Origin of the sequence: Neobacillus nitrireducens, from assembly GCF_030915405.1 — a bacterium.
GTDB lineage: Bacteria > Bacillota > Bacilli > Bacillales > Cytobacillaceae > Neobacillus.
This window is the reverse complement of sequence record NZ_CP133262.1, coordinates 2,757,882-2,781,239: the sequence shown is the minus strand read 5'-3', so window position 1 is coordinate 2,781,239 and position 23,358 is coordinate 2,757,882. Positions and strand designations below refer to the sequence as shown.

Below are 23,358 nucleotides of genomic sequence, written 5' to 3'. Positions count from 1 at the left end.
GCATCCCCGATTATTTCACGCACTTTTTGGATGATGGAGAAACTAATCAAACGTTTGATTAAATTAGTGAGGGGCTTGGAATATATAGTGTTGTCCTGTCATATTATTACCATATCAAACGTTTGATTGTTGCAAAATGAATAAAGGTCTAGATCTTATTAATTATAATTCCGACTTATTGCATTGGAATATTGAGGCTGGGTTACAATTTTCCAAAATTGAAGGAGGAGGAATATAATGAATACCATTCTAATCATCGTAAATGTCGCGGTGTTGTTGTTACTCATGTTTTGTTTATTTACGATGCAAAAAAAGTATGTTTCTTTTTCAAAGCGTGTATTTAGTGCCTTGGGTTTAGGTATTATTTTTGGGTATATTATTCATCTGATTTATGGCACAACACATGAAGTAACTACAGGTTCGATTGATTGGTTTAACATTGTTGGAAATGGCTATGTCAAACTGTTGCAAATGGTGGTTATGCCACTGATCTTTGTTTCGATTGTCGGGGCTTTTACCAAATTAAAGTTAACTAAAAATATCGGGAAAATCAGTTTTCTTGTCATCGGCATACTGCTTGCAACAACAGCCGTTTCTGCTGCGGTTGGAATTGGTTCTGCCTTAGGATTTGGTCTTGACGGGGTGCAGCTAACCGAAGGAGAAGCGGAAGCTGCCCGTAATGCTCAGTTAGAGGAAAGAGTTGCAGGAATCGAAAATATGACACTCCCGCAACAAATCATTGAATTAATTCCAAGTAACCCGTTTCAGGATTTAACGGGTGCCCGCGCCACTTCTACGATTGCAGTTGTTATTTTTGCTGCATTTATCGGGATTGCTTATCTTGGAGTTAAGAGAAAGGATCCAGAGCATGGGGAGTTTTTCGCAAAAATCATTGATACCTTCTACTCTGTTGTTATGAGGGTTGTCACACTCATTCTTCGTTTAACTCCCTATGGTATCCTAGCAATCATCGCCAGGGTGACAGCAACGAGTGACTATGCTGCCATTGCCAAATTAGGTAAGTTTGTGATTGCCTCTTATGTGGCGCTCATTATTGTATTTATTATCCATCTTCTGTTATTAGCATTTGCCAAACTTAGCCCGGTAAGTTATGTGAAAAAAGGGCTGCCAACCTTAACCTTTGCTTTCACCTCACGGACAAGTGCAGGAACCTTGCCGATGACCATTAAAACGCAAACAAAGGACTTTGGTGTATCCGAAGGGATTGCTAACTTTGCAGGTTCATTTGGACTTACCATCGGTCAAAACGGATGTGCAGGTGTTTATCCGGCAATGTTAGCGGTGATGGTGGCTCCAGCGGCAGGAGTCGACCCAACGAGCATATCCTTTATCCTCACGCTTATTCTAGTGGTCGCAATTAGCTCTTTTGGTGTGGCTGGTGTTGGGGGCGGTGCAACCTTTGCAGCCTTGATTGTTTTATCTGTCATGAACCTGCCAATAGCGATTGTTGGATTGCTTATTTCAGTTGAGCCGCTCATTGACATGGGTCGTACGGCCCTAAACGTCAGCGGAGCGATGACCTCAGGTATACTAACAAGTAAAGTAACCGGTGAATTCGAAAAAGAGGTTTACCAGCAGCCAGACATTGTCGAAGCGTAACATATGGGGAACAACTTTAAGGGCTTTCCGCTTAGCGGATGAGTCCTTTTTTCTTTTGCAGGGATAAAAAATGGGCTTTTTTAAAAATATACTTTAAATTTAAAATACTTGAATCCGAGATAAATTTGAAGTATGCTGAAAGTAGAGAGATACCAACTGCAATCGGTTTAATGTAATGAAAAATATCCATATTAATAAAGAGGTCTTAATCGTAAAAGGTTTTGAATAGTTCTATAAATGCATGTGGGAGGGATATGAAGTGAAGCCAGAATCTAAAGATGAAAATCCAGGAATGGAAATAGGGATCTATACGTTAGGGGATTTAGTTCCAGATTGGGGAACAGGGAAGTCGATCAGTGCACGGCAGCGACTTAATGAAATTATTGAAGCGGCGAAAATGGCTGATGAGGCAGGCTTGGATGTAGTTGGCGTGGGTGAGCATCACCGACTAGACTATGCCGTATCCGCACCGCCCGTCGTCTTGTCCGCTATTTCGCAAGTTACAAAGCAAATTAAATTGGCAAGTGCCACAACTGTTTTAAGCACAGTCGATCCCGTACGACTATTTGAGGATTTTGCGACACTTGATCTCCTCTCTAACGGCCGAGCCGAAATCATTGCCGGACGCGGGGCTTTTATCGAATCCTTTCCGCTATTCGGATACGATTTAGACGATTATGACGCACTATTTGAAGAGAACATCAAGCTGTTTCAGCAGTTGAGTGCAGAGGAGCGAGTTACCTGGAAGGGTCAATTTCGTTCTTCTTTACAGGATGCTGAAATTGCCCCACGACCGTTACAGGAAAATATTCCAATGTGGGTAGGGGTTGGAGGAACCCCATCAAGTGCAGCACGAGCAGGAAGATTAGGGACCAACTTAGCCATCGCAATACTAGGAGGAGAACATAGTCGCTTTAAACCGCTGGTAGACATTTATCGTCAGGCGGCGAGAGAAGCAGGACATGATCCTGAGTCGATGAAGGTTGCAGTAACAGGTCATGCTTTTATTTCGGAAACCACCCAAAAGGCAAAGGATGAGTTTTATCCGTATCATTCGAATTATTGGGGATACTTTAATCGCCAGCGTGGAGTGAGTGGAAATATATCCAGAGAAGATTTTGAGCAGATGGCCGGACCGGAGACAGCTTTATTTGTGGGGAGTTCCCAGCAAATCATCGAAAAGATCCTCCACCAATACGAGCTGTACGGACACCAGCGGTTTATCGCCCAAATGGACATCGGCGGAATGCCCTTTAAACAAGTGGCCGAAAGCATCGAACGGTTGGCAACAGAAGTAGCCCCTGTTGTGCGAAGGGAAACAAGGAAGTAGTATGAGATTTGTGTATTATATTCGAGTTCTAAATTAACAGTCAAAAATAAAAGACCCAGGGAAACGGGATCTCCCTAGGTCTTTGAAATATCGCTATTTATCGGATGTGTCACCTTTACTTTTGCTAGTGACGTTCCCGTCAGTTGCTTGTTTCACACCTTTGCTTACATATGGTTTGGCGCTCTTTGCTTTTTTAACACCGGCTTGCCAGCGAGTCCAGCCCTTCTTGCCGGTTCCTCTGCCAGTTCCGCCTTTCCCTTTCGCATTACTCATTTAACCACTCCAAAATTATTGTACGTATACCTAACCGTCGTTGGTTAGTTTAACACAGTTTATGGCGATTAGCCCTGAAAATTTAGTTCGTTAATGATTGAAAAACCCCAAGGCAAATTTAATTCCTTCTTCGATATCATTTGTTTCATATCCTAAAAGGTCCTCATGGGTGACCTCCAACTTTGTTCCCGCTAAGGAATAACCGCTGTCCAATTCTATATCAAGGACTACTTCATAACCGGTGGCTGTTTGGCTAATATCAATAATGTCATATTCGCGAATCGCGGTCCCAGTTTCGTATTCTAACGGCTCGAATTCAGACATGGAAACACACCTCCAAATGAAATTAGGTCGTAGCTATTATCATTTCCAAAGATGCGAACAAACATCAGGAATCCTCTTATTTTATTTTAACAAATTTAGCTTTATGAAAAGATTGAAAAGCCTGAAGGGATTCCACTATGTTAAAAGGGATTTTAATAAAGATAGCGAATAATAATTGATGCATCATTTTTTCAAGTGGAGGTATTTAAATGAATTTGGATACATTATACCTAATCGATCAAAAAGACGCTCCTCAAACTTAAACGGTAAATTTTTAGTAAGGCTGTGATTGTAATGTGTTTAATCCTATTTGCTTATAAAGTCCACCCAGTCTACAAGCTAATTGTAGCAGCCAACCGAGATGAATTTTACGGGAGGCCAACTGCCCCGGCTCATTATTGGGAAGACCAGCCTGACATCCTTGCCGGCAGGGATTTAGAAAAAATGGGCACATGGATGGGGGTTACCAGAGCAGGACACTTTGCGGCGTTGACCAATTACCGCGATCCAAAGGAAGAAACGGAAGGTAAGCGTTCAAGGGGTGAATTGGTGGCCGATGCCCTGAAATACAAAGGAAATGTAAAAGATTATATGCAAAGTCTTGTAGGGAAGCAGGATCTTTATCCTGGCTATAACCTACTAGCAGGGGATGAAACGGAATTATACTATTATTCAAATAAGGGGCAGAAGCTGCAATCGGTGGACCCAGGTATTTATGGTGTTAGCAATCACTTATTAAATACCGAGTGGCCAAAAGTGAAGAAGGGTAAGGAAGGAATGTCTAAAATTATCAACGGCGAACAGGATGAACTTGTTGAGAAACTTTTGGCCATGCTACAAAATGTTGATCTAGCTCCTGATGAACTCCTTCCACACACAGGCGTCTCCTTAGAATGGGAAAGAAGGCTTTCCCCGCTGTTCATCAAAAGTGAGAACTACGGGACGAGGAGTTCGACCGTCATGTTAATGGCAGATAAAGCTATTCAATACGTGGAGCGGGTCTTCACTAAGGATGGGATAAGTGAGCAGCAATATAAAATTAAATTATAGGCGATTTTGAAAGATGGCTGAATGAAGGGATAAAGGGAGATTTTTCTTTCTTTGTTCCTTCATTTTTTTATCTATAAAAGTCGTTCTCCCTTAAAAAATGTCTATAGAAATTGTACCAACTCTGGTTTATGATTTAGGGAGATTTATGAAAATATATTCGAGACAAAAAGGGAGATACATGCGGTTATGAAAAATGTGATAACATGCGAAAACATTAAAGGTTGATGCAGAAGATGAGTGTCGAAGTTATCAAGAATTTTACGATAAAGGTTAAGAATCAATTGTATGGCAGCTTTCGCACCAAGCTGATGCTGTTTTTCATTGTGGTGGCACTGATACCTCTTCTACTATTCGGTTATCTCTCCTATCAAAAGTCATCCACAATTGTGAACAGACAATTTAATGAATATGAAAACTTTGCTGTTGCTCAGCTTGAAAACCAATTGGAAAATACGATTAATCAGATGTTTGTTGTTTCAAATGATATTCATCAATATTTGTCTGATCCTACCTTAATTGTAATTAAAGAGGAGATACCAAGAACCTATGAAGGATTCATAGAGAAAAAGAATTTTGAACGATTCCTTGAGGCCCATAAAACTTTTAATACAAAAGGTATCTACTTGATCACAGAATCCGGTTATTATTACGGGGGAAACCATCTCAATTCTCAAAAACTCTTTAAAATGCCATTTTGGAAGGAAGCGAGCCAAATAAAACAAGGGGAGCGCTGGATTGGTTTTTATCTTGCAGATCATTACGAAAGCAATAAACCTCTTGAACCAATGATTGGCTTGGTTTTACCTATTCAGAGTCAATATGGAATTTTAAAAGGAAGCAAGTTGTTAATTGAGACGAATGCCGAGGAACTATTTACCTATATTAAGTACCTTGAACGGGATGTTCATGCCTTTGTAACCATCCATAATGAAAAGAGTAAAGTCATTTACCGAACAAAAGCGAAAAGGGAGCCACTCTCAAGTGATGTTGTCAGGGTAAAAAATATTGATGCCTATGGCTGGAAAATTGAGATCCGTGTCCCTAAAAAGCTGTTTTATCAATCCTCTGAAGTAATCTTTAATTATACGTTGCTAGGTATTTTCTTTTTAATTATCCTAGCTATTCTTTTAGCGATTGTTTTTTCAGCCCCACTGGCAAAACGGATCAGAAAATTAAAGGAATCCATGGAGCTGGTTAGTGTAGGGGAGCTGCAGACTCAGATTCCTGTTAAAGAAAACGATGAAATTGGGAAATTAACGATTAGCTTTAATCAGATGGTTCAGCAAATTAAGGAATTAATTGATGAAATCGGTGAGACAGAACGGTTAAAACGGCAAGCGGAGTTAAGGGCGTTTCATTATCAAATTAATCCACATTTGTTGTTTAATACGTTAAACTCCATCCAGTGGAAGGCAAGGCTCAGTAATGCCAAGGAAGTTCAGCAAATGATTTATCATCTTACGGAGGTTCTTCATGAAAATCTCAAATTTTCTGATGAACTGATTTCCTTAAAAAAGGAACTCGATACGATCAGTCACTATTTGAAAGTCCAGGAAATCCGTTATGGCCATATGTTTGACTACCATGAAAGGGTTAGTCCGGAATGCTTAGAGTTTCTGATACCAAGGTTGTCCCTGCAGCCATTATTTGAAAATATCTTTTTCCATGCTTTTGAAGATGGAAAGGGAATCATTGAATTATCGATTGAGGATCAATCAGACTTCCTTGAGCTAACCTTAAGTGATAACGGAAAAGGAATGAATGAACAAACGGCTTTAAACTTACTTAATACCCATGCACCAAAAAACAAAGCAAGGGGAATAGGCGTGTTTAATGTCGATCAGCGACTAAAGCTTCATTTTGGGAATGAATATGGACTCATTATAGAATCAAAACCAAAGGATGGAACTAAGATCAAAATGCGCTGGCCAAAAAGGAGGATGAATAATGATCAAAGTCATAGTGGTTGATGATGAATATATCGTCCGAAAAGGGTTAATGGCAACGGTGAATTGGCAGAAATACAATATGGAAGTGGTAGCGGATGCATCCAATGGTCAGAAAGGCTGGGAAGCGTTTCTTGAACATTCTCCTGAGGTCGTCATTACAGATATTGTCATGCCAGAACAGAATGGTATTGAGCTGGCTCGGAAAATTAAACAAGCTGCCCCGAACGCAAAAATTCTGCTATTAAGCTGCCATCGGGATTTTGAATATGCTCAGGAAGGCATTAAGCTTGGTGCTTCCGGTTATATCTTAAAAACAGCCTTTCAAGATGATGAATTTGAAGAATATCTAAAACAATTCTCAGCTGAAATTCAATCAGGAGTGAATGAGCAAAACTCAAATGAACCAGATGTCTTAACATATAGCATTGATGAAAAATGGCCGGAACCGATTCAAAAGGCCGTTCAACTAATCACGAAGGATCTTTCAAAATCCTACTCATCGGTTGATATTGCATATGAAGTATGCCTAAGTAGAAGCCATTTTAGTACCCTTTTTAGTAAATCCGTAGGGGAAAGCTTCCATGCATTTACGGAAAGGTTAAAGCTCGATGCCGCTTGCGAATTGCTTGAAACTACCACTTTCACTTTACAGGAAATTGGGGAGAAGATTGGAGTGCAGGACGGTAAATATTTTAGTAAATGGTTTAAAAAATGTACCGGACATACACCATCAGACTACCGTCAAACAAAAAGAGGAATCCATTCGGACGATTTTACCCCTATCCTGTAAACTTTACAGAAAATTAAAACATTATTACGAACAAGTTAAGATGAATTTCAGTATGTGGCCGCTTTCATTCGAAGTACAATGAAAGCGGTTAATTTTTTATCTAAAGAGGGGGGAATTCAGAAATGAGAAAAATAAGCTTGCTAGCGATGATTTTAGTACTAGTTAGTGCCTTCTCCTTGGCCGCTTGTTCGAACAGCAGTTCAGGAGAAAAGGCATCTGAAGGAACTGGGGAAGAGAAGGATGGAAAAGGAAATACTACACTTCGTTTTGCTACCTGGGATTCCGGTGAGGCCCTGAAAATTCAACAGGATATTGCCAAAAAATTTGAAGAAAAAAATCCTGGTGTAAAGGTTCAAGTCGAAGCTTACGGTGACGGTTTTGATCAGAAGCTAGCCGCATCCTTTGGGGCGAAGAATCCGCCAGATATGATGTATATGTGGAATTTCCCTGCATACTACGAGTCTCTCGAGCCGCTTGATTCGTACCTCGAAGGCGATACAGAAATGGATATGGATGATTTTTACCAAGGTTTATTTAATTACTCCAGCATGAACGGAAAAGTCTATGGAATGCCTGCTGGATTTACAACAAGGGTTGTCTATTATAACAAGGATTTATTTGATGCGGCTAACATCCCGTATCCAAAGGATGGCTGGACATGGGATGACTTCCAGCAAATTGCAAAAAAATTATCAGACCCTAGCAAAAAGCAATACGGTGTCGGGATCGTGCCAGAGCCAGATACGTATGATCTTCAAGGGTTGGTATGGAGCAATGGCGGCAGCTTCATCAGTAACGACGGGAAAGAAGTTAAAGGCTATATGAACAGTCCTGAAACAATTGCATCAATTGAAATTTTAAGCAATCTTCTTAAAAAGAAAAGCGCTGTTCTTGTTGGCGGGAAAAACCAGCAAAGCGGTGATGATATTTTCAAAGCAGGAAAAATCGCCATGTGGGAAAGTGGTATTTGGCCATTAGCAGGATTTAAAGAGGCTAAGATTAATTTTGGAACGGTTGAAGTTCCATCCTTTGGCGACAAGCCAGCAAAAGGGGTTATTGCTTCATCAGCTGTTTCTGTAGCGAAGGACTCTAAACATAAAGAACTTGCTTACAAATTTGTGAAATTCTATTCCTCTGCAGAAGCTATAAAAATGCGGACGGCTGATTTACCGGTTCGAATCAGTGTGGTTAAAGAAATGAATATGGAGCAGGATTCATTAATAAGTCCGTTCTATAAAATGCTTGAACGATCTACTGACACACCTGCATTTCTTTTGAACAGCAATTGGAATGAAATCAACCGTAACCTGTCTGCAGCTGTTAATGCAGTTATGCTTGGGCAGGATGCAGAGAAACTGCTAAATAAAGCAGTTGATGATTCTGAAAAATACATGAAGAAGTAGACTATACTAAATAAATGGGGTGTTCATGATGAAATCTTTACTTGCCTCTCCAACACCCTATGTGGAAATAAAAAAGAAAAAGAAAATAAAGTGGGACTTTCTGGTCCCGCTTCTTTTTATCTCCCCATGGGTAATCGGGTTTCTAGCCTTCACGCTTGGACCCTTATTATATTCGCTTTTTATCAGTTTTTATGATTGGCCAGTTGTCGGTGAGCCAACATTTATCGGTCTAGATAACTACAAAACCATGTTTATGGATGATCCGCTATTTTGGCAATCATTGTGGGTGACGGTGAAATTCGCTGCATTGTTCGTTCCTTTAAATATTATTGTTGCTCTAGTACTAGCGATTTTATTGAATCAAAATGTAAAAGGTCACTCCTTTTTCCGGACCTTTTTCTACCTCCCATCCGTTATTTCAGGTGTGGCCTTAGCGATGATCTGGGCATGGGTTTTCAATGGTGAATACGGTATTCTTAATTACTTTCTATCTTTGGTTGATGTTACAGGTCCAAACTGGCTGAATGAGACGGGTTGGGCACTCGTGGCCATGGTGATTGCAAGCCTTTGGGGTCAAGGGACAATGATGTTAATCTTCCTAGCTGGTTTAAAAGGCATCTCAGGTGAAATTTATGAAGCGGCATCCATTGATGGAGCAAATAAACTAACTCAGTTTTTCAAAATCACCCTGCCGCTCTTGACGCCAACCATTCTATTTAATGTTATCACAACGATAATCGCTGCCTTTCAACAATTGACCTTAGCCCTGCTATTAACCGGCGGAGGGCCGCTCAATTCCACTTATTTTTACGCCATGTATGTTTATGAGAATGCCTTTAAATATTTTAAAATGGGCTATTCCTCCGCAAATGCATGGTTTATGTTTTTGATTGTTTTAGGCTTAACGATGCTAGTGTTTAAATCCTCGTCTGCCTGGGTGTATTACGAAGGAGAAGTGAAGAAAGTGAAGAAGAAATAAAATTGCAGCCAATCTATTGATACGTGGGGTATGACTATGAAAATGAAAAGCAGGGTTGAAAAAACCTTTATATACGGAATCTTAATTTTTTTCTCACTGTTATTTTTGGCACCATTATTTTGGATGGTAACGACATCGTTAAAATCCCCAGAAGAGCTCTATCTGTTCCCGCCCAAGTGGATTCCTTCCAGCTTTCACTTTGAGAACTTTAAGGAAGCCTGGGTTTCCCAGCCTTTTACGCAATTTCTAAAGAATTCACTCACGGTAACAATCTTAGCAACACTTGGCCAAATCGTTTCATCAGCACTCGTCGCCTATGGATTTGCGAGATTTACCTTTAAGGGAAGAGATTTCTTATTTATGGTGCTTCTAGCCACGATGATGATTCCGTGGGAAGTGACAATGATTCCTTTATATATGGAATTTAACTTCCTAGGCTGGATCAATACGTTGAAACCGCTGATTGTTCCTGCCTGGTTCGGTGCTCCGTTTTATATCTTTTTGATGCGCCAGTTCATCATGGGTATACCAAAGGAACTTGATGAAGCGGCAAGAATAGATGGTGCTAACTCTTTTCAAATTTTTTATAAAATTTATCTTCCGCTTATGAAGCCGATATTAATCCTAGTTGGAGTCTTCAGCATGCTGAACTGCTGGAATGATTACCTAGGACCGCTCGTGTTTTTGAATGATCAGAGTAAATATACACTGACACTTGGTCTTGCGCAGTTCAAAGGAATGTTTGGTGTCGATATGGAGGGAATCATGGCTATTACCTTCCTAATCAGTATCCCGCCGCTTATTCTTTTCTTCGCTGCCCAGCGCTACATTGTCGATGATGTATCGAAGTCAGGGGTAAAGGGATAAATCACAGAAATTAGGGCGGATATACATGAGTTTGGTGCTGGTCAGTAGGGAGTCCTGCATGGGCAGTAAGTTTATTGGAAAGGTGGCAACCATGAAACAGTCGTTACAAAAAGTTTCATTATCGCCCGGTGTGAAGCGCTTTTTAGCCACCGAATCACTGTATGGGCTGAGCATCGGTATGTTTACCTTGATTCTGAATCTACATTTGATTGAAATGGGCATCTCCGAAAAGCAGATTGGTTTTATTACTTCAATGGGGATTTTACTGAAGGGAATCTTTGCTATTATTGTCACCTTTCTAGTCAAAAAAATAGGGCGGAAAAAGCTTCTGGTTTCTGGCGTTGGGAGTGTGGCACTTGGCTGTATGATATTTGCATTATCTAAAAGCTTTCTCATATTATTTATGGCCCAGCTGATTGTCTCTATCGGCTTTACGCTAGTCGAAACAACAGAAATACAGCTACTATTCTATTATTCCCGTTCAAAAAGAGAAGAAACTCAAGCATATAGTTTTCTGTTTGCTGTCTTTACAGCCTTTACTGGTGTGGGAACCTTACTTGCTGGCTATTTACCCAAATGGATTGATTCTTCAGGCATCGGATACCAAAACACACTATTGGTGACTTCTCTGGTTTTTGTTCTATTAGTTTGTGCAAGGGTGGTATTACTGCCAAAGGAACAAAGACAAACCAAGGAACCGCCCCGGCAGAGTGGGAGAACTTACAGTTCCTTCCTTATAAAAGAACCTTCACGTGGTCTGCGTCAAAAATTATTATTATTTTCAATTATGGCGTTTTTAACCGGAGGTGCGGTATCCAGTCTGCTGCCCTATTTGAATCTATTTGTAAAGTTTCGCTATGATTTCTCAAATGAATCTGTATCTATTTTATTAGCCTTAAATGGTTTAGCGTTGTTTATCGGTTCCATATTCTCTCCATTTTTGATTGAACGGCTTGGGACGAAAAAAACGTTTTTCTATATTTATCTAGTGAATGTGATTTTCTGTTTTATTTTATTTTTAAACATACCAGCCTATGTTTTCTCAATGCTGCTCGTTGTAAGGGGGGTACTTTTACGATGCTGACAAATTTGGTCGACAGTCTGTCCATGTCGTCGTTTAGGGATGAGGACCGAGATGCTTACGCAGGGATGAGCGTTGTATTCCGGAGTATTGGTTCGGCATTAATTGCCTTTGTGATTGGCAGCATTCTATCTGGAAAAAATTATACACTTCCGTTTTTACTGACAGGCGTGTTTCTGCTTATAGGTTATCTATATTTTATCCAAGTGATTATACCAAATTATTTTGAAACTAAACGAGTTTTTCATACAACTAATCAGGAACAGCTAACAAATGAAGAATAGATCAACAGAACAAGAGGTGGTCTTATGTTTGATATACAAAAAATTCCTTTCAGCCGTTACGGCTCGTTTATAACCATTTCCCCCAATCATCAGGAAAAGGGAGATGGGGCACTTTATATTCGCAATATTCGGAACGGGGACAATGACTTTGGTGAAGTGTTCAAGATAGAACTAGTTTGGGAAGGGAAAATCCAGTCGTATAAACCGATCCTCAAGCCAAGTTTTCTTCTTCTTGAAAGTGAGGAAGGTTATGTGGAATTTTGTATAACAGATGCTAATGTATTACAAATAAGAAGCAAGGGTATTGGGGTTAGGCTGACAGGTATTACTGGTGCCTATGATTATGCGGTCATGGTTGAATCAGACCGTTGGGAGGTCAATCATTCCTCGCAAGAAATGCGCTATATGATTACATCAGTAAAAGGTCTGATTGAAATGGACGCACCATTTATCGAGCAGCGTTGTGATAAAATTATCGCTGATTTACTGCCTGACTCGATTGGAGCAGAAATGGAATGTGTGATAGAGGAGTTTACAACGAATTATCATCTGCGGTCTTATCCTGCTTTTGAAGAGGGGCGAATGGCCGTTAAGAGAGATTTTGAAGCTTGGGTTCACAATACACTTCCGCTCCCGGAGGAATATAGCAGTGGTAAGTATTTGGCGGCGTACATTACCTGGTCATGTGTTGTTCCGGGGGAAGGAATCTTAACACGCCCAGCCATGTATATGTCTAAGAATTGGATGACGAACATTTGGAGCTGGGATCACTGCTTTAATGCCATGGCCTTGGCAAAACAATCTCCTGAACTGGCTTGGGATCAGTTTATGATCTTTTTTGACTTGCAGGATACGACTGGCATGCTTCCAGATTTCGTGAATAACCGGTTTGCGTTGTGGAATTTCACGAAACCGCCGATTCATGGTTGGACTTTAAAACGCATTTGGGAACAAAGCGATTATGTGACGGTTGAGAAATTATTGGAAGTTTATGAACCGCTGAAGAAATGGACAAATTGGTGGATGACTTATCAGGATAGTGATCATGATGGGATACCACAATATAATCATGGAAACGACAGCGGCTGGGATAACAGCACGATTTTTCATAAAGGGACCCCGGTGGAAAGTCCGGATTTGTCTTCATTCTTAGTACTACAAATGGAAGTGCTAGCTGACATCGCGGGTAAGATCGGTAAAAAAGATGAAGCTGAGGAATGGAGGCTTCAATCTAAGCAATTGTTAACAGGAATGATTGAACACTTCTGGGATGGAGAGCGATTTACGGCCATACGTTCAGGTACCCATGAAGTGATTGAATCCGATAGTTTAGTATTATCTATACCCCTCATTCTCGGAAAAAGGCTGCCGGGGGATATCTTAGAGAAGTTAATTGAGGGGATTAGAGATAAAGGGTTTTTAACAAAGTATGGGTTAGCAACGGAACTTCCTTCTAGCTCGTTCTACCGCGAAGATGGCTACTGGCGCGGCCCGATTTGGGCACCAACTACACTATTAATCGTTGACGGATTGCTATCTGCAGGCGAACAGGAACTAGGACTGGAAATCGCCCGCAGATTCTGTGCTATGGCCACTAAATCCGGCATGGCAGAAAACTATAACGCGCTAACTGGTGAAGGCTTACGTGACCCAGCATTCACCTGGACATCCAGCGTATTCCTTATTCTCGGTTATTTATTGTATAAATAAGGGTATTGGTGTCAGGCACCACTCGTGGACAAATGTCCACGAGCGGTGCCTGACACCCTTTTTCATACCTTCTTAAGGAATTGTTTTCGATAAGCGGCTGGTGAGATGGATTTATGTTTGGTAAATAGTTTTGAGAAATGGGGAGTGTTGTTGAACCCCACAAGTTCACTAATTTCGCTTATTGAAAACCTGCTCTTACGCAGTAAATCACTGGCTTTATTCATCCGATAGTGAATAATGTACTGCTGTGGACTGTATTTTACATAGGTTTTAAATAGACGAAATAGATAGGTCCGGTCCACATTTATTTCTTCAGCAAGTGCAGCAACGGTTAAATCCGTCTGATGGTAGCGTTCATGGATAATATCTAACGCCCATTTCACATATTTTTCTGCTTCGTTAAACGAATACCTCAACTCACTCTCATATTCCACCATTAATGTATTTAATAGAATATATAAATGGCCTAGACCTGCATGTAATTTCCCCTTGGTACAATCGTTAAACACCTGAGAAAATTGCTTCTCAACAAAATCATCCTTCGTATAGGATAGCGTAAACTTATCACCATTAAAGCCGCATTTCTTTAACAATTCGTCACATATTGTTCCTTTAAATCCAATCCAGCGATAACTCCACGGGTTCCCAATTAACGGATAATAATTGTTATCCGTATGTGGCGGGATCAAAAACAAGTCCCCAGCACCTAGTTTGTGTACATCGCCATTTATAAAGAATAGACCTTCACCACTTATGACATAATGAAGCAAATAATAATCAATTTGTTCATATTGATACGGATCCCTCGGTTTCACATCCTCATAGCCGCATTCATAAATATAAAGCTCTTCCCCGATTTTTTCATCGGTAAGAAAAATTCCAATAGAGTCAAACATCAGCTGTCCCTCACAATTCAACATAATGACATATAGTTGCAACACTAGTATATAGAAAGTTAATCTACAAATAACTACAATGAAAACGTAAGCACATGAGATATAACTGATTTTATAATAAACTTATCTTGGTGTAAATCTAAACTGTGTTTATTTTTGCAACATCAATTTGCAACATTTGCCCAAGAACGGGCTAAAAAAGGAGATGGAGACATCATGGAGCAGACAAGAAAGAAGATCAGTTCTACCTCATTACTGCTAATGACCTTTACAGCAGTTTTTGCGTTTAACAGTATTATCAATAACAGCATTAGTATCAGCCTGGCCACCATACCTGCTTATATTATTGCAACTGTGTTTTACTTTTTTCCATTTGCACTAATGATAGGAGAATTTGCTTCAGCAAACCAGAATTCAGAATCAGGCGTATATAGCTGGATTCGTACGTCCCTAGGAGACAAATGGGCGTTTCTAGGCTCGTGGTCCTATTTCTTTGTAAACTTATTTTATTTTACTGCACTATTACCACAAATTATTATTTACGCTTCTTACACATTTTTAGGTAAAAACGTGTTTGAAGGGGACAAGGGAACGCTAATTATTTCTCTCATATCAATTGTTTTATTTTGGTTAGCCACTTATGTCTCCACCCGCGGGGTAGGCTGGATTTCAAAAGTAACTAATATCTCCGGGATTGCTCGAATAATTATTGGATTAGGATTTATTGTTCTAGCTTTTGGGGTTGTTATTATTTTTGGAAAAGAACCAGCACAAACCATTAATGCTTCGACGATGACACCAAAATTTAACTGGACCTTTTTCATGACAATGGCCTGGATCTTCCAAGCGGTTGGGGGTGCTGAAAGTGTTGGTGTTTACGTTAAAGACGTAAAAGGCGGTAATAAGTCATTCATCAAAACAATGCTAATTTCCACGGTTGCAATTGGGTTAATTTATAGCTTAGGCTGTCTGGCTGTTGGATTAGTCGTCCCATCTGATGTACTGAAAAACAATTATTCAAATGGCTTGTTCGATGCGTTCAAAATTATTGGCGGGCATTATGGGATTGGCAACATCATTACAAACGTTGTCGGTCTGACAATGATGTTGGCAGCACTTGGATCACTTGTTATTTGGACAGCAGCTCCTGTTAAAATCTTATTCTCAGAAATCCCTGAAGGTATTTTTGGAAAATGGGTAGCAAAAACCAACCATGAAGGAAACCCTGTTAATGCGCTTTACCTACAAGCTGCTATTGTTACTGTGTTACTACTTGTCCCAGCAATCGGAATTGGTTCAATGGATACATTTTTACAAACATTGATTAATATGACGGCGTCCACTGCGATCATCCCAGTACTTTTCTTGTTAATTGCTTACATTAACATGCGGATGAAAAAGGATGATTTAGAACGCAGCTTTAGAATGGGCGGACGTTCGTTTGGGATTTTTGCTGGATTCTTAATTCTAGCAATCTTCTTTCTATCATTCCTGGTTTCTACATTCCCAGAACCAAGTGTGATTATAGAATATATCAAAACAGGTAATGTAGCAGGTGATGGGGCTAACCCAATATTTGTTCTGCTATATAACGTGCTGGGGATTATTGTATTCCTAGGGTTTGCCTGGATTTGTTACCGCCGTTACGAAAAAAAATTACAACTACATGGAGGGGAAAATAATGAAAAATATTAAAAGATGGGAAGACATTCATACAGACGGAATCAATCGTATGCCAGCCCGGGCTCATTTTAACAGTTTTCCGAACCGCAAGGCTGCTGAAACACAGAAAGCAATTCATGCCTATTACTATCAAAAATTAAATGGAACGTGGAAATTTAGGTTCTTAGAGGCACCGGAATATTCGCCGGAAGGCTTTTACCAAGAGGAACTTGATACAACAAATTGGGACGAGATCACTGTCCCTGGCAACTGGCAACTGCAAGGCTATGGGAAGATGCATTATTCCGATCTATGGTATAACTTCCCGATTATTCCGCCACGTGTGCCAACCGATAACCCGACTGGTATTTACCGCCGTGAATTTGAACTGGACCGCAGCCTTGAAGGGGAACAATTAATTCTTAAGTTTAATGGAGTAGATTCAGCCTACGAATTGTACGTAAACGGCGAGTTTGCCGGATACAGTAAGGGAGCGCGGATTCAGGCGGAATTTGATATTACCAGCCTTTGCCGTCAGGGTAAAAACAACTTGACTGTCCGCGTGTTTCAATGGTCAGATGGGACCTATCTTGAAGACCAGGATATGTGGTGGCTGAGCGGGATCTTCCGTGATGTTGAACTTTATACAAGACCAACTGCCGGCCTTTATGATTATAATGTGAACACGGAGTTGGACAGTGATTATCAAAATGCCACTTTATCTGTTTCAGTAAAGCTGACAGAGCAGTGTGGGCAATCAATTAGTTATGAATTAATCCACCCTAGTGGCGAGCAAGTTTTTAGCGAAGAAAAAAAGGCGGATGAGCCTTTCAGTAAATTTGTTGAGGCACCACTAAAATGGAGTGCGGAGGAGCCGAATTTATATCTTCTTTATATGACGGTAAAAGATGCTGATGGAAAACCGATAGAGATCATCAGCCAGCATGTTGGTTTCCGTTCGATTGTGGTCTCTGGTGAAACATTCCTTGTGAATGGTGTGGCGATCAAGTTCAAAGGGGTAAACCGCCATGACTATAATCCGAAAACAGGCCGTGTCGTCACGAAAGAGGAAATTGAGCGCGATATTATCACCATGAAGCGAAACAATATCAATGCAGTTCGGACTGCTCATTATCCAAACTCATATTTCTTATATGATCTCTGTGACCAATACGGCATGTATGTGATTAATGAAACTGACTTAGAGTGTCACGGATTTGAACTAACAGGGAAATATGACTGGATTAGTGATGATCCAGACTGGGAACTAGCTTATGTTTCACGTCTAGAACGGATGATTGAGCGTGATAAAAACCATCCTTCTATTATCATGTGGTCGCTTGGAAATGAATCGGCTTTTGGTCACAACTTCCGTGCTATGGCGAAACGGGCAAAGGAAATGGATCCGACTCGTCTTGTTCACTACGAAGGAGACTTTGAAGCCGAAGTAACGGATGTTTACAGTACGATGTACACTTGGCTTGAGCATAAAGAGAAGTTAACCATGGATCAGGTGATTGAAAAGTCTGCGAAACCACATATTCTTTGTGAATATGCTCATGCGATGGGGAATGGTCCCGGTAATCTGAAAGACTATCAAGATTTATTTTACAAATATGATAAGCTGCAGGGCGGCTTCATTTGGGAATGGTTTGACCACGGAATTGAAACGGTTGCTGAAGACGGCAGCGTGTATTATCGCTACGGCGGTGATTTCGGGGATGACCCAACGAACGGAAACTTCTGTATCGATGGCTTAATCATGCCTGACGGGACACCATCACCAGCGTTATCTGAATATAAAAAGGTCATTGAACCTGTACAAACAGAAGTTGTTGATATCGAAAAGGGATTATTCAAACTGATTAATCGCTACGATTTCTTATCACTAGATCATCTAGAATTGACCTGTTCCTTGTTTGAGGACGATACACAGCTTAAGTCCTTTAAGGTGGATCTACCGAAGATTTCTGGGCGTGAAACCTCAGAAATTCAGCTTCCAATAGGACAAGATATTGAAAAAATCAGCGGTGCTAACTATTACTTCGTCTTTTCTTACACACTGAAACAAGACGCAGTATGGGCAGCCAAAGGTCATGAACTAGCAAATGCTTCTTTTGTCCTTCTAGATAAAGAGAAGTTACCAAAGGTATATGCTGACGGTGAGCTTCAAGTGGTTAAAGCAGGTGCGTACGTAACTGTTAGCGGCACTGACTTTACGGTAACCTTTGATGCTGTTAAAGGGGCAATTATTGAGGTAACTCGTAATGGAAAGGTTCAAATTGAGAAGGGACCGCAGTTCAACTTCTGGCGTGCGCCTATCGATAACGATATGTATTATGTCACGGATTACCGGACAAAGTACTTCATGCATTTAGGTCATGAAATCGTGGAAGATGCTCGCTGGGAACTGAAGGAAGGCGTGTTTGAATGGCAGACAGATGCTTTATACGGAACCACAAACAGTTCTTGGTACTATCAGCTTCAATACCAGTACAGCATCTATCCAGACGGTGATATTGTTTGCTGCATTGACGGTATTGCATCCGGCATGAAAGAAAATGCTCCGGTTATGATTCCACGGCTCGGTGTAAATATGCGCTTGACTAAAGAGTTTACCGATACAGAGTGGCGTGGCCGAGGACCTGGTGAAAGTTATGTGGATTCGAAGCAAGCGAATCACTTCGGTGTTTACAGTAAGACAGTTGATGAGTTGTTTACAAACTATGTGAAGCCGCAAGAAAACGGCAACCGCTCTGATTGTGACTGGGTAAGTTTATCAGATAATCAGTCTAATGGTCTCATTTTCATCGCTGATGGCAAATTTGACTTCAGTGCTTCACACTATGAAGTTAGTGACCTAGAACTTGCCAAGCATACAGTCGATTTGAAGCCAAGGGACTACGTCGTCCTAAATATTGACTATAAACAGAATGGCCTCGGTAGCAACTCTTGCGGCCAGGACCAACTAGAAAAGTACCGTTGTAAATTTGATGACTTCAGTCTGTCGTTCCGGATCTCAGCCTATAATACAGAAGAAACTTCAGCGGTTGAATTAGGTAGATTAAGTAAATAAACAATATTGGAAAGTGTCAGGCACCGTCTGTGGACAAACCGTCTTTTTTGTCCACCTCAGGCGGGCAGTCAGTATTGTAGATAGTGGATTATGTTATTTTGGTCGAAAGAAAAAAGCGAAGAGCATATTTGCGCTCTTCGCTTTTTGTGATTCCATATTAAGAATGAATCTGGAGTTTCTCCATTTTTCGGTATAATGTCCGGATGCTTATGCCTAAATCCTTGGCGGCTTTTTGTTTGCCGTTGTAGTTGCTGCCATAATGGGTTAGCTTTTGAATAATAACCTCTCTTTCTGCTTCTGCTAGAGAAGGCTCGAGGAGAGGTTTAGAATCCTGAAGTAAATGTTGTTTATTTAATAGATTGTGGGGAAGAGAGTCTTTTGTTAACTTTTGCCCCGTTTCTACATTCAAGCTATATTCAATCACATTCTCAAGCTCACGTAAATTGCCCGGCCAGTGATAGGAAGATAACAATTGCAGATACTCATCAGTAAAGGAATGAATATACTTACCTGTTCGGTCTCGTAACTTTTCCAAAAAGTTAACTACTAATAATTCGATATCCTCCATTCTTTCTCTTAATGGCGGAACCATGATTGGAATGACATTCAATCGGTAAAAAAGGTCCGCGCGAAACAATTTCCCAGCTATTAATTCATCAAAAGACTGATTTGTTGCAGCAATAAGACGAACTTTTACCTTCTTAGCTGTTGTCCCTCCCACACGCCGAATAATACCATCCTGTAAGACCTTCAATAGTTTTGGCTGTAAACTCATGGGTAAATCAGCAATTTCATCTAAAAATAAGGTTCCATTATCGGCTAATTCGAAGTAACCGGGTTTTCCTTGTCTTCTTGCATTCGTAAAGGCTCCGTCTTCATAACCAAACAATTCACTCTCAAATAAACTCTCTGGAATGGCAGCGCAGTTTAATTCAACAAAGGGACCCTTACTGACAAGACTTCCTTTATGAATATACTGGGCTAGCAAACTTTTTCCGGTGCCAGTTTCTCCTGTAATTAAAACAGAGGAGGTACTATTACGAATGCTCTTAATGAGATTATGAATTTGAATATGTGACTTGCTTTTGCCAAAAATATAGTTTGTGTTAGCGAGGTCCATATAATCTTTTACTTTGAAGCCATCGGTGTCTCGTAATATGGAGATAATAATTTCCTTCAAGCGCGAGAGCCATTCAATATAAAACTCCTTGTTTTCGATAAGTTTCTTTTCATTTTCTTCAGAAAAACTGACAAATGTTAAATAACCATACTTTTTTCCATTGATTATCATGTCTTGGACTAGCTCAACCTTTGAGGGGCAATTATTAATAAAATGGCACCCATCACATGTTTTCATTTTCCCAGGTTGATGGAGGAAGGTAATGTGATGCCCGTATAAAGTATTAAAAAATGGCACATACACTTTCTTGCCCTTTTGGCTGACATATTCCTCCGTGGCACCAATTAGTTTTCCCTCCGGATTAAAACAAGCAATATCTACGTGAAGGAGTTTGGAAAAAGCCTGAATGACTTTTGAAATTGAATTTAACAGTAACAAATCATTTCCCCCCACTTGTGGTTGTTTGTCTTTTATGTAAGTTTAATTTTATTATAACATTTAGAATAGTTAAATAGTTTTGACGATAGTGACAAAGATATGTCATTTCTGACACAGGTCTAGGCAGAGATTTAGCGAAATAGGACGAAGCAGGCTTTCTTTTTCTTACTTTTAGAAATAACGCAATTTTGGCACAATAATTGCAAACTAATTAAGTGAAAGATAAAGGAGGAAGAACAGCAATTATTTATTTGTTAAACAAATAGTTTAGGAAGGTTGGAGATTAAAGTGAACTATGAAGAACTCATCGGATTGAAAAATAAAGTTATTGTGATTACGGGAGCTGCCTCTGGGATTGGATTAGCCACGGCAAAGCTGTTCAGTGAAGCAGGGGCTTATGTTGCCATGATTGATATTAATGAAGAAATGGGAATCATCCATGCCAAAGAAATAAATGACAAAGGCGGAAGAGCCGCATTTTTTAAATGTGATGTTACTTCTTCTACTGAATGTGAATTGGCGGCAAATCAAATAGAAAGAGAACTTGGGAAAATTGACGTTCTCTTTAATAATGCAGGTGTGATTAGAAGAAAAACAGTTGTCGAACATACCGAAGAAGAGTGGGACCTAGTCCTCAATGTTTCTTTAAAAGGAGCCTTCTTATTTTCGAAATACATCATCCCAATTATGGCTAAAAACGGCGGGGGCAGCATTATCAACACAGGGTCAGGCTGGGGGTTAAAAGGAGGAGATAAAGCGGTCTCCTACTGTGCAGCAAAAGCAGGTGTCGTAAATTTAACAAAAGCAATGGCCATTGACCATGGAAACCAGAATATACGTGTCAACTGTATATGCCCTGGTGACACAGATACTCCGTTATTGAGAGATGAAGCAAAGCAATTGCAATTTGAAGAAGAATCATTTCTTGCTTCATCAGCTGTCGGCCGGCCGCTTGAAAGAATTGGAACGCCTCGAGATATTGCTAAAGGCGTGTTGTTTTTAGCAAGTGATATGTCATCCTGGGTGACAGGAACGGTTTTAACAGTTGACGGCGGCGGTTTAGCGTAAAACTAATCAAAGGGGAGAAAGTGATGAAAAAACAAGCTCATCCATATATACCAAACACAGTTCCGGAAGTACAAGAGGAAATGCTAAGAGAGATTGGTGCACAAACGATAGAAGAGCTTTTTGATGGCGTACCTGTAGAATTACAGTATAAAAAAGAGATGAATATTCCGAAAGCGCTTTCTGAATACGAACTAAGAAGATATATTGACGGCATCTTAGCCAAGAACAAAAGCACACAAGAGTATGTAAACTTTTTAGGTGCAGGATGCTGGAACCACTTTGTACCTGCAGTTTGTGATGAAGTGAATCAGCGAGCGGAATTTTTAACGGCTTATGCTGGTGATCCCTATGAAGATCACGGCAGATATCAAGCATTGTTTGAATATCAAAGCCTAATGGCTGAATTAGTAGACATGGATGTGGTCAACGTTCCAACGTTTGATTGGGCGCAGGCCGCGGCAACATCCATCCGGATGGCGAGCCGGATCAATGGCCGAAACAAGGTGCTTTTACCAAAGACCATCTCTCCTGATCGGCTGAAAGTCATCAAAAATTATTGCTCACCACATATTGAATGCATTCTGGTTGATTATGAAGAAGATTCAGGACAAATAAATTTAAGCGATCTAGAAGTCAAGCTATCGTCGAGTACCGCTGCTGTTTACTTTGAAAATCCCTCCTATTTGGGATTTGTTGAAACAAAGGGCCAAAAGATTAGTAAACTAGCAAAAAGTTTCGGTGCGATAACCATTGTTGGTGTGGACCCGAGCTCATTAGGCGTACTTTCACCGCCAAGCCACTACGGCGCTGATATTGTCTGTGGTGATTTACAGCCGCTCGGCATGCATATGAACTATGGCGGTGGTCAATCTGGGTTTATCGCTACCCACGATGATTTAACCTTTATCCAAGAATATCCTTCCCGTTTATTTGGGATTGCACCAACGGTTGTCGAAGGTGAATATGGCTTCGGAGATGTTCTTTATGACCGTACTTCCTTTGCATTAAGAGAGAAAGGAAAGGAATCGGTTGGGACACAAACGGCATTATGGGGGATCACTGCTGGAGTCTATTTATCCCTCTTAGGTCCTGATGGAATGTATAAACTTGGGAAGACCATACTGCAAAAATCACAATATGCGATGGGGCAGCTTGGAAATATATCAAATGTGGTAGCGTCCCGATTTGAATCAACGAATTTTAAAGAGTTCGTCGTTGACTTTGGCTATACAGGGAAATCTGTGAAGGAAATCAATAAATATCTATTAGACCATGGAATTTTTGGCGGAAAGGACTTATCCGAGGACTTTCCAGAACTAGGTCAATGTGCCTTATTTTGTGTCACAGAAATTCACTCAAAAGAAGACATCGATCGACTAGTAACTGCGATTCAAGAATGTATAGATACAAAGTAATAAAGGAAAGGGATGGTGTATGT

General features: G+C 40.4%; 19 protein-coding genes. 15 read left to right on the top strand and 4 right to left on the bottom strand.

What is annotated here, in order from left to right:
* The first annotated feature begins 237 nt into the window (after positions 1–237).
* Both RCG22_RS13375 and RCG22_RS13370 read left to right on the top strand, forming a co-directional pair.
* Positions 238–1,620 (top strand): L-cystine transporter, encoded by a 1,383-nt coding sequence (locus RCG22_RS13375; RefSeq protein WP_308103368.1) that lies wholly within the window; start codon positions 238–240, stop codon positions 1,618–1,620.
* A gap of 292 nt (positions 1,621–1,912) precedes the next feature.
* The gene (locus RCG22_RS13370; protein WP_308107155.1) at positions 1,913–2,950 is read left to right on the top strand and encodes an LLM class flavin-dependent oxidoreductase; all 1,038 of its coding nucleotides are present in this window, start codon (positions 1,913–1,915) and stop codon (positions 2,948–2,950) included.
* Positions 2,951–3,043: 93 nt separating this feature from the next.
* Here the strand turns inward: RCG22_RS13370 and RCG22_RS13365 are convergent, their stop codons facing one another.
* Both RCG22_RS13365 and RCG22_RS13360 read right to left on the bottom strand, forming a co-directional pair.
* A complete protein-coding gene (locus tag RCG22_RS13365; protein ID WP_166255944.1) occupies positions 3,044–3,223 on the bottom strand; it encodes a DUF3934 family protein in 180 nt (59 codons plus the stop codon).
* A 90-nt stretch (positions 3,224–3,313) separates the two neighbouring features.
* Positions 3,314–3,547, bottom strand: a complete 234-nt coding sequence (locus tag RCG22_RS13360) for a hypothetical protein (protein WP_166255941.1) — start codon at positions 3,545–3,547, stop codon at positions 3,314–3,316.
* A 294-nt stretch (positions 3,548–3,841) separates the two neighbouring features.
* Here RCG22_RS13360 and RCG22_RS13355 point away from each other — a divergent pair, with 294 nt between their 5' ends.
* The 9 genes from RCG22_RS13355 to RCG22_RS13315 all read left to right on the top strand — a co-directional run bounded on the left by RCG22_RS13355 (position 3,842) and on the right by RCG22_RS13315 (position 13,660).
* Entirely contained in the window at positions 3,842–4,597 is a 756-nt protein-coding gene (locus tag RCG22_RS13355; protein ID WP_308107154.1) for an NRDE family protein, read from the top strand.
* 233 nt (positions 4,598–4,830) lie between these two features.
* The gene (locus RCG22_RS13350) at positions 4,831–6,567 is read left to right on the top strand and encodes a sensor histidine kinase (protein ID WP_308103366.1); all 1,737 of its coding nucleotides are present in this window, start codon (positions 4,831–4,833) and stop codon (positions 6,565–6,567) included.
* Positions 6,545–7,336 (top strand): response regulator transcription factor, encoded by a 792-nt coding sequence (locus RCG22_RS13345; protein WP_308103365.1) that lies wholly within the window; start codon positions 6,545–6,547, stop codon positions 7,334–7,336. The genes RCG22_RS13350 and RCG22_RS13345 overlap by 23 nt, the downstream gene beginning before the upstream one ends.
* A 122-nt stretch (positions 7,337–7,458) precedes the next feature.
* Complete coding sequence (locus RCG22_RS13340; protein WP_308103364.1) at positions 7,459–8,739, top strand: ABC transporter substrate-binding protein; 1,281 nt, start codon at positions 7,459–7,461, stop codon at positions 8,737–8,739.
* A 25-nt stretch (positions 8,740–8,764) separates the two neighbouring features.
* On the top strand, positions 8,765–9,718 hold the full coding sequence (locus tag RCG22_RS13335; RefSeq protein WP_308103362.1) for a carbohydrate ABC transporter permease: 954 nt from the start codon (positions 8,765–8,767) through the stop codon (positions 9,716–9,718).
* A 36-nt stretch (positions 9,719–9,754) separates the two neighbouring features.
* A complete protein-coding gene (locus RCG22_RS13330; RefSeq protein WP_308103361.1) occupies positions 9,755–10,585 on the top strand; it encodes a carbohydrate ABC transporter permease in 831 nt (276 codons plus the stop codon).
* Positions 10,586–10,643: 58 nt separating this feature from the next.
* On the top strand, positions 10,644–11,669 hold the full coding sequence (locus tag RCG22_RS13325; protein WP_308103359.1) for an MFS transporter: 1,026 nt from the start codon (positions 10,644–10,646) through the stop codon (positions 11,667–11,669).
* Positions 11,663–11,950, top strand: a complete 288-nt coding sequence (locus RCG22_RS13320) for a hypothetical protein (protein ID WP_308103357.1) — start codon at positions 11,663–11,665, stop codon at positions 11,948–11,950. The genes RCG22_RS13325 and RCG22_RS13320 overlap by 7 nt, the downstream gene beginning before the upstream one ends.
* Positions 11,951–11,974: 24 nt before the next feature.
* Entirely contained in the window at positions 11,975–13,660 is a 1,686-nt protein-coding gene (locus RCG22_RS13315; protein ID WP_308103356.1) for an amylo-alpha-1,6-glucosidase, read from the top strand.
* Between the two features lie 62 nt (positions 13,661–13,722).
* Here the strand turns inward: RCG22_RS13315 and RCG22_RS13310 are convergent, their stop codons facing one another.
* Positions 13,723–14,556, bottom strand: a complete 834-nt coding sequence (locus RCG22_RS13310; protein WP_308103355.1) for an AraC family transcriptional regulator — start codon at positions 14,554–14,556, stop codon at positions 13,723–13,725.
* Positions 14,557–14,712: 156 nt separating this feature from the next.
* Between RCG22_RS13310 and RCG22_RS13305 the strand changes: the two genes are divergently transcribed.
* Both RCG22_RS13305 and ebgA read left to right on the top strand, forming a co-directional pair.
* On the top strand, positions 14,713–16,251 hold the full coding sequence (locus tag RCG22_RS13305; protein ID WP_308103354.1) for an amino acid permease: 1,539 nt from the start codon (positions 14,713–14,715) through the stop codon (positions 16,249–16,251).
* Positions 16,238–19,294 carry a beta-galactosidase subunit alpha gene (gene ebgA, locus RCG22_RS13300; RefSeq protein WP_308103352.1) on the top strand — a complete coding sequence of 1,019 codons (3,057 nt, stop codon included), beginning with the start codon at positions 16,238–16,240 and terminating at the stop codon, positions 19,292–19,294. The genes RCG22_RS13305 and ebgA overlap by 14 nt, the downstream gene beginning before the upstream one ends.
* A 157-nt stretch (positions 19,295–19,451) precedes the next feature.
* Here ebgA and RCG22_RS13295 read toward each other — a convergent pair whose 3' ends face one another.
* Positions 19,452–20,852 carry a sigma-54 interaction domain-containing protein gene (locus RCG22_RS13295; protein ID WP_308103351.1) on the bottom strand — a complete coding sequence of 467 codons (1,401 nt, stop codon included), beginning with the start codon at positions 20,850–20,852 and terminating at the stop codon, positions 19,452–19,454.
* Between the two features lie 288 nt (positions 20,853–21,140).
* On the opposite strand from RCG22_RS13295, the gene RCG22_RS13290 reads away from it, so the two are divergent.
* A complete protein-coding gene (locus RCG22_RS13290) occupies positions 21,141–21,920 on the top strand; it encodes an SDR family NAD(P)-dependent oxidoreductase (protein WP_308103349.1) in 780 nt (259 codons plus the stop codon).
* Positions 21,921–21,943: 23 nt separating this feature from the next.
* Positions 21,944–23,335, top strand: a complete 1,392-nt coding sequence (gcvPA, locus tag RCG22_RS13285) for an aminomethyl-transferring glycine dehydrogenase subunit GcvPA (protein WP_308103348.1) — start codon at positions 21,944–21,946, stop codon at positions 23,333–23,335.
* Positions 23,336–23,358: the final 23 nt, after the last annotated feature.

What these genes read in the sequence shown, in the direction of transcription:
- RCG22_RS13355 (WP_308107154.1), top strand. Translation starts at nt 3,842, where the DNA reads ATGTGTTTAATCCTATTTGCTTATAAAGTCCACCCAGTCTACAAGCTA.
- RCG22_RS13360 (WP_166255941.1), bottom strand. Translation starts at nt 3,547, where the DNA reads ATGTCTGAATTCGAGCCGTTAGAATACGAAACTGGGACCGCGATTCGC.
- RCG22_RS13365 (WP_166255944.1), bottom strand. Translation starts at nt 3,223, where the DNA reads ATGAGTAATGCGAAAGGGAAAGGCGGAACTGGCAGAGGAACCGGCAAG.
- RCG22_RS13330 (WP_308103361.1), top strand. Translation starts at nt 9,755, where the DNA reads ATGAAAATGAAAAGCAGGGTTGAAAAAACCTTTATATACGGAATCTTA.
- RCG22_RS13315 (WP_308103356.1), top strand. Translation starts at nt 11,975, where the DNA reads ATGTTTGATATACAAAAAATTCCTTTCAGCCGTTACGGCTCGTTTATA.
- RCG22_RS13310 (WP_308103355.1), bottom strand. Translation starts at nt 14,556, where the DNA reads ATGTTTGACTCTATTGGAATTTTTCTTACCGATGAAAAAATCGGGGAA.
- RCG22_RS13325 (WP_308103359.1), top strand. Translation starts at nt 10,644, where the DNA reads ATGGGCAGTAAGTTTATTGGAAAGGTGGCAACCATGAAACAGTCGTTA.
- RCG22_RS13370 (WP_308107155.1), top strand. Translation starts at nt 1,913, where the DNA reads ATGGAAATAGGGATCTATACGTTAGGGGATTTAGTTCCAGATTGGGGA.
- RCG22_RS13345 (WP_308103365.1), top strand. Translation starts at nt 6,545, where the DNA reads ATGATCAAAGTCATAGTGGTTGATGATGAATATATCGTCCGAAAAGGG.
- ebgA (WP_308103352.1), top strand. Translation starts at nt 16,238, where the DNA reads ATGAAAAATATTAAAAGATGGGAAGACATTCATACAGACGGAATCAAT.
- RCG22_RS13320 (WP_308103357.1), top strand. Translation starts at nt 11,663, where the DNA reads ATGCTGACAAATTTGGTCGACAGTCTGTCCATGTCGTCGTTTAGGGAT.
- RCG22_RS13350 (WP_308103366.1), top strand. Translation starts at nt 4,831, where the DNA reads ATGAGTGTCGAAGTTATCAAGAATTTTACGATAAAGGTTAAGAATCAA.
- gcvPA (WP_308103348.1), top strand. Translation starts at nt 21,944, where the DNA reads ATGAAAAAACAAGCTCATCCATATATACCAAACACAGTTCCGGAAGTA.
- RCG22_RS13375 (WP_308103368.1), top strand. Translation starts at nt 238, where the DNA reads ATGAATACCATTCTAATCATCGTAAATGTCGCGGTGTTGTTGTTACTC.
- RCG22_RS13340 (WP_308103364.1), top strand. Translation starts at nt 7,459, where the DNA reads ATGAGAAAAATAAGCTTGCTAGCGATGATTTTAGTACTAGTTAGTGCC.
- RCG22_RS13335 (WP_308103362.1), top strand. Translation starts at nt 8,765, where the DNA reads ATGATGAAATCTTTACTTGCCTCTCCAACACCCTATGTGGAAATAAAA.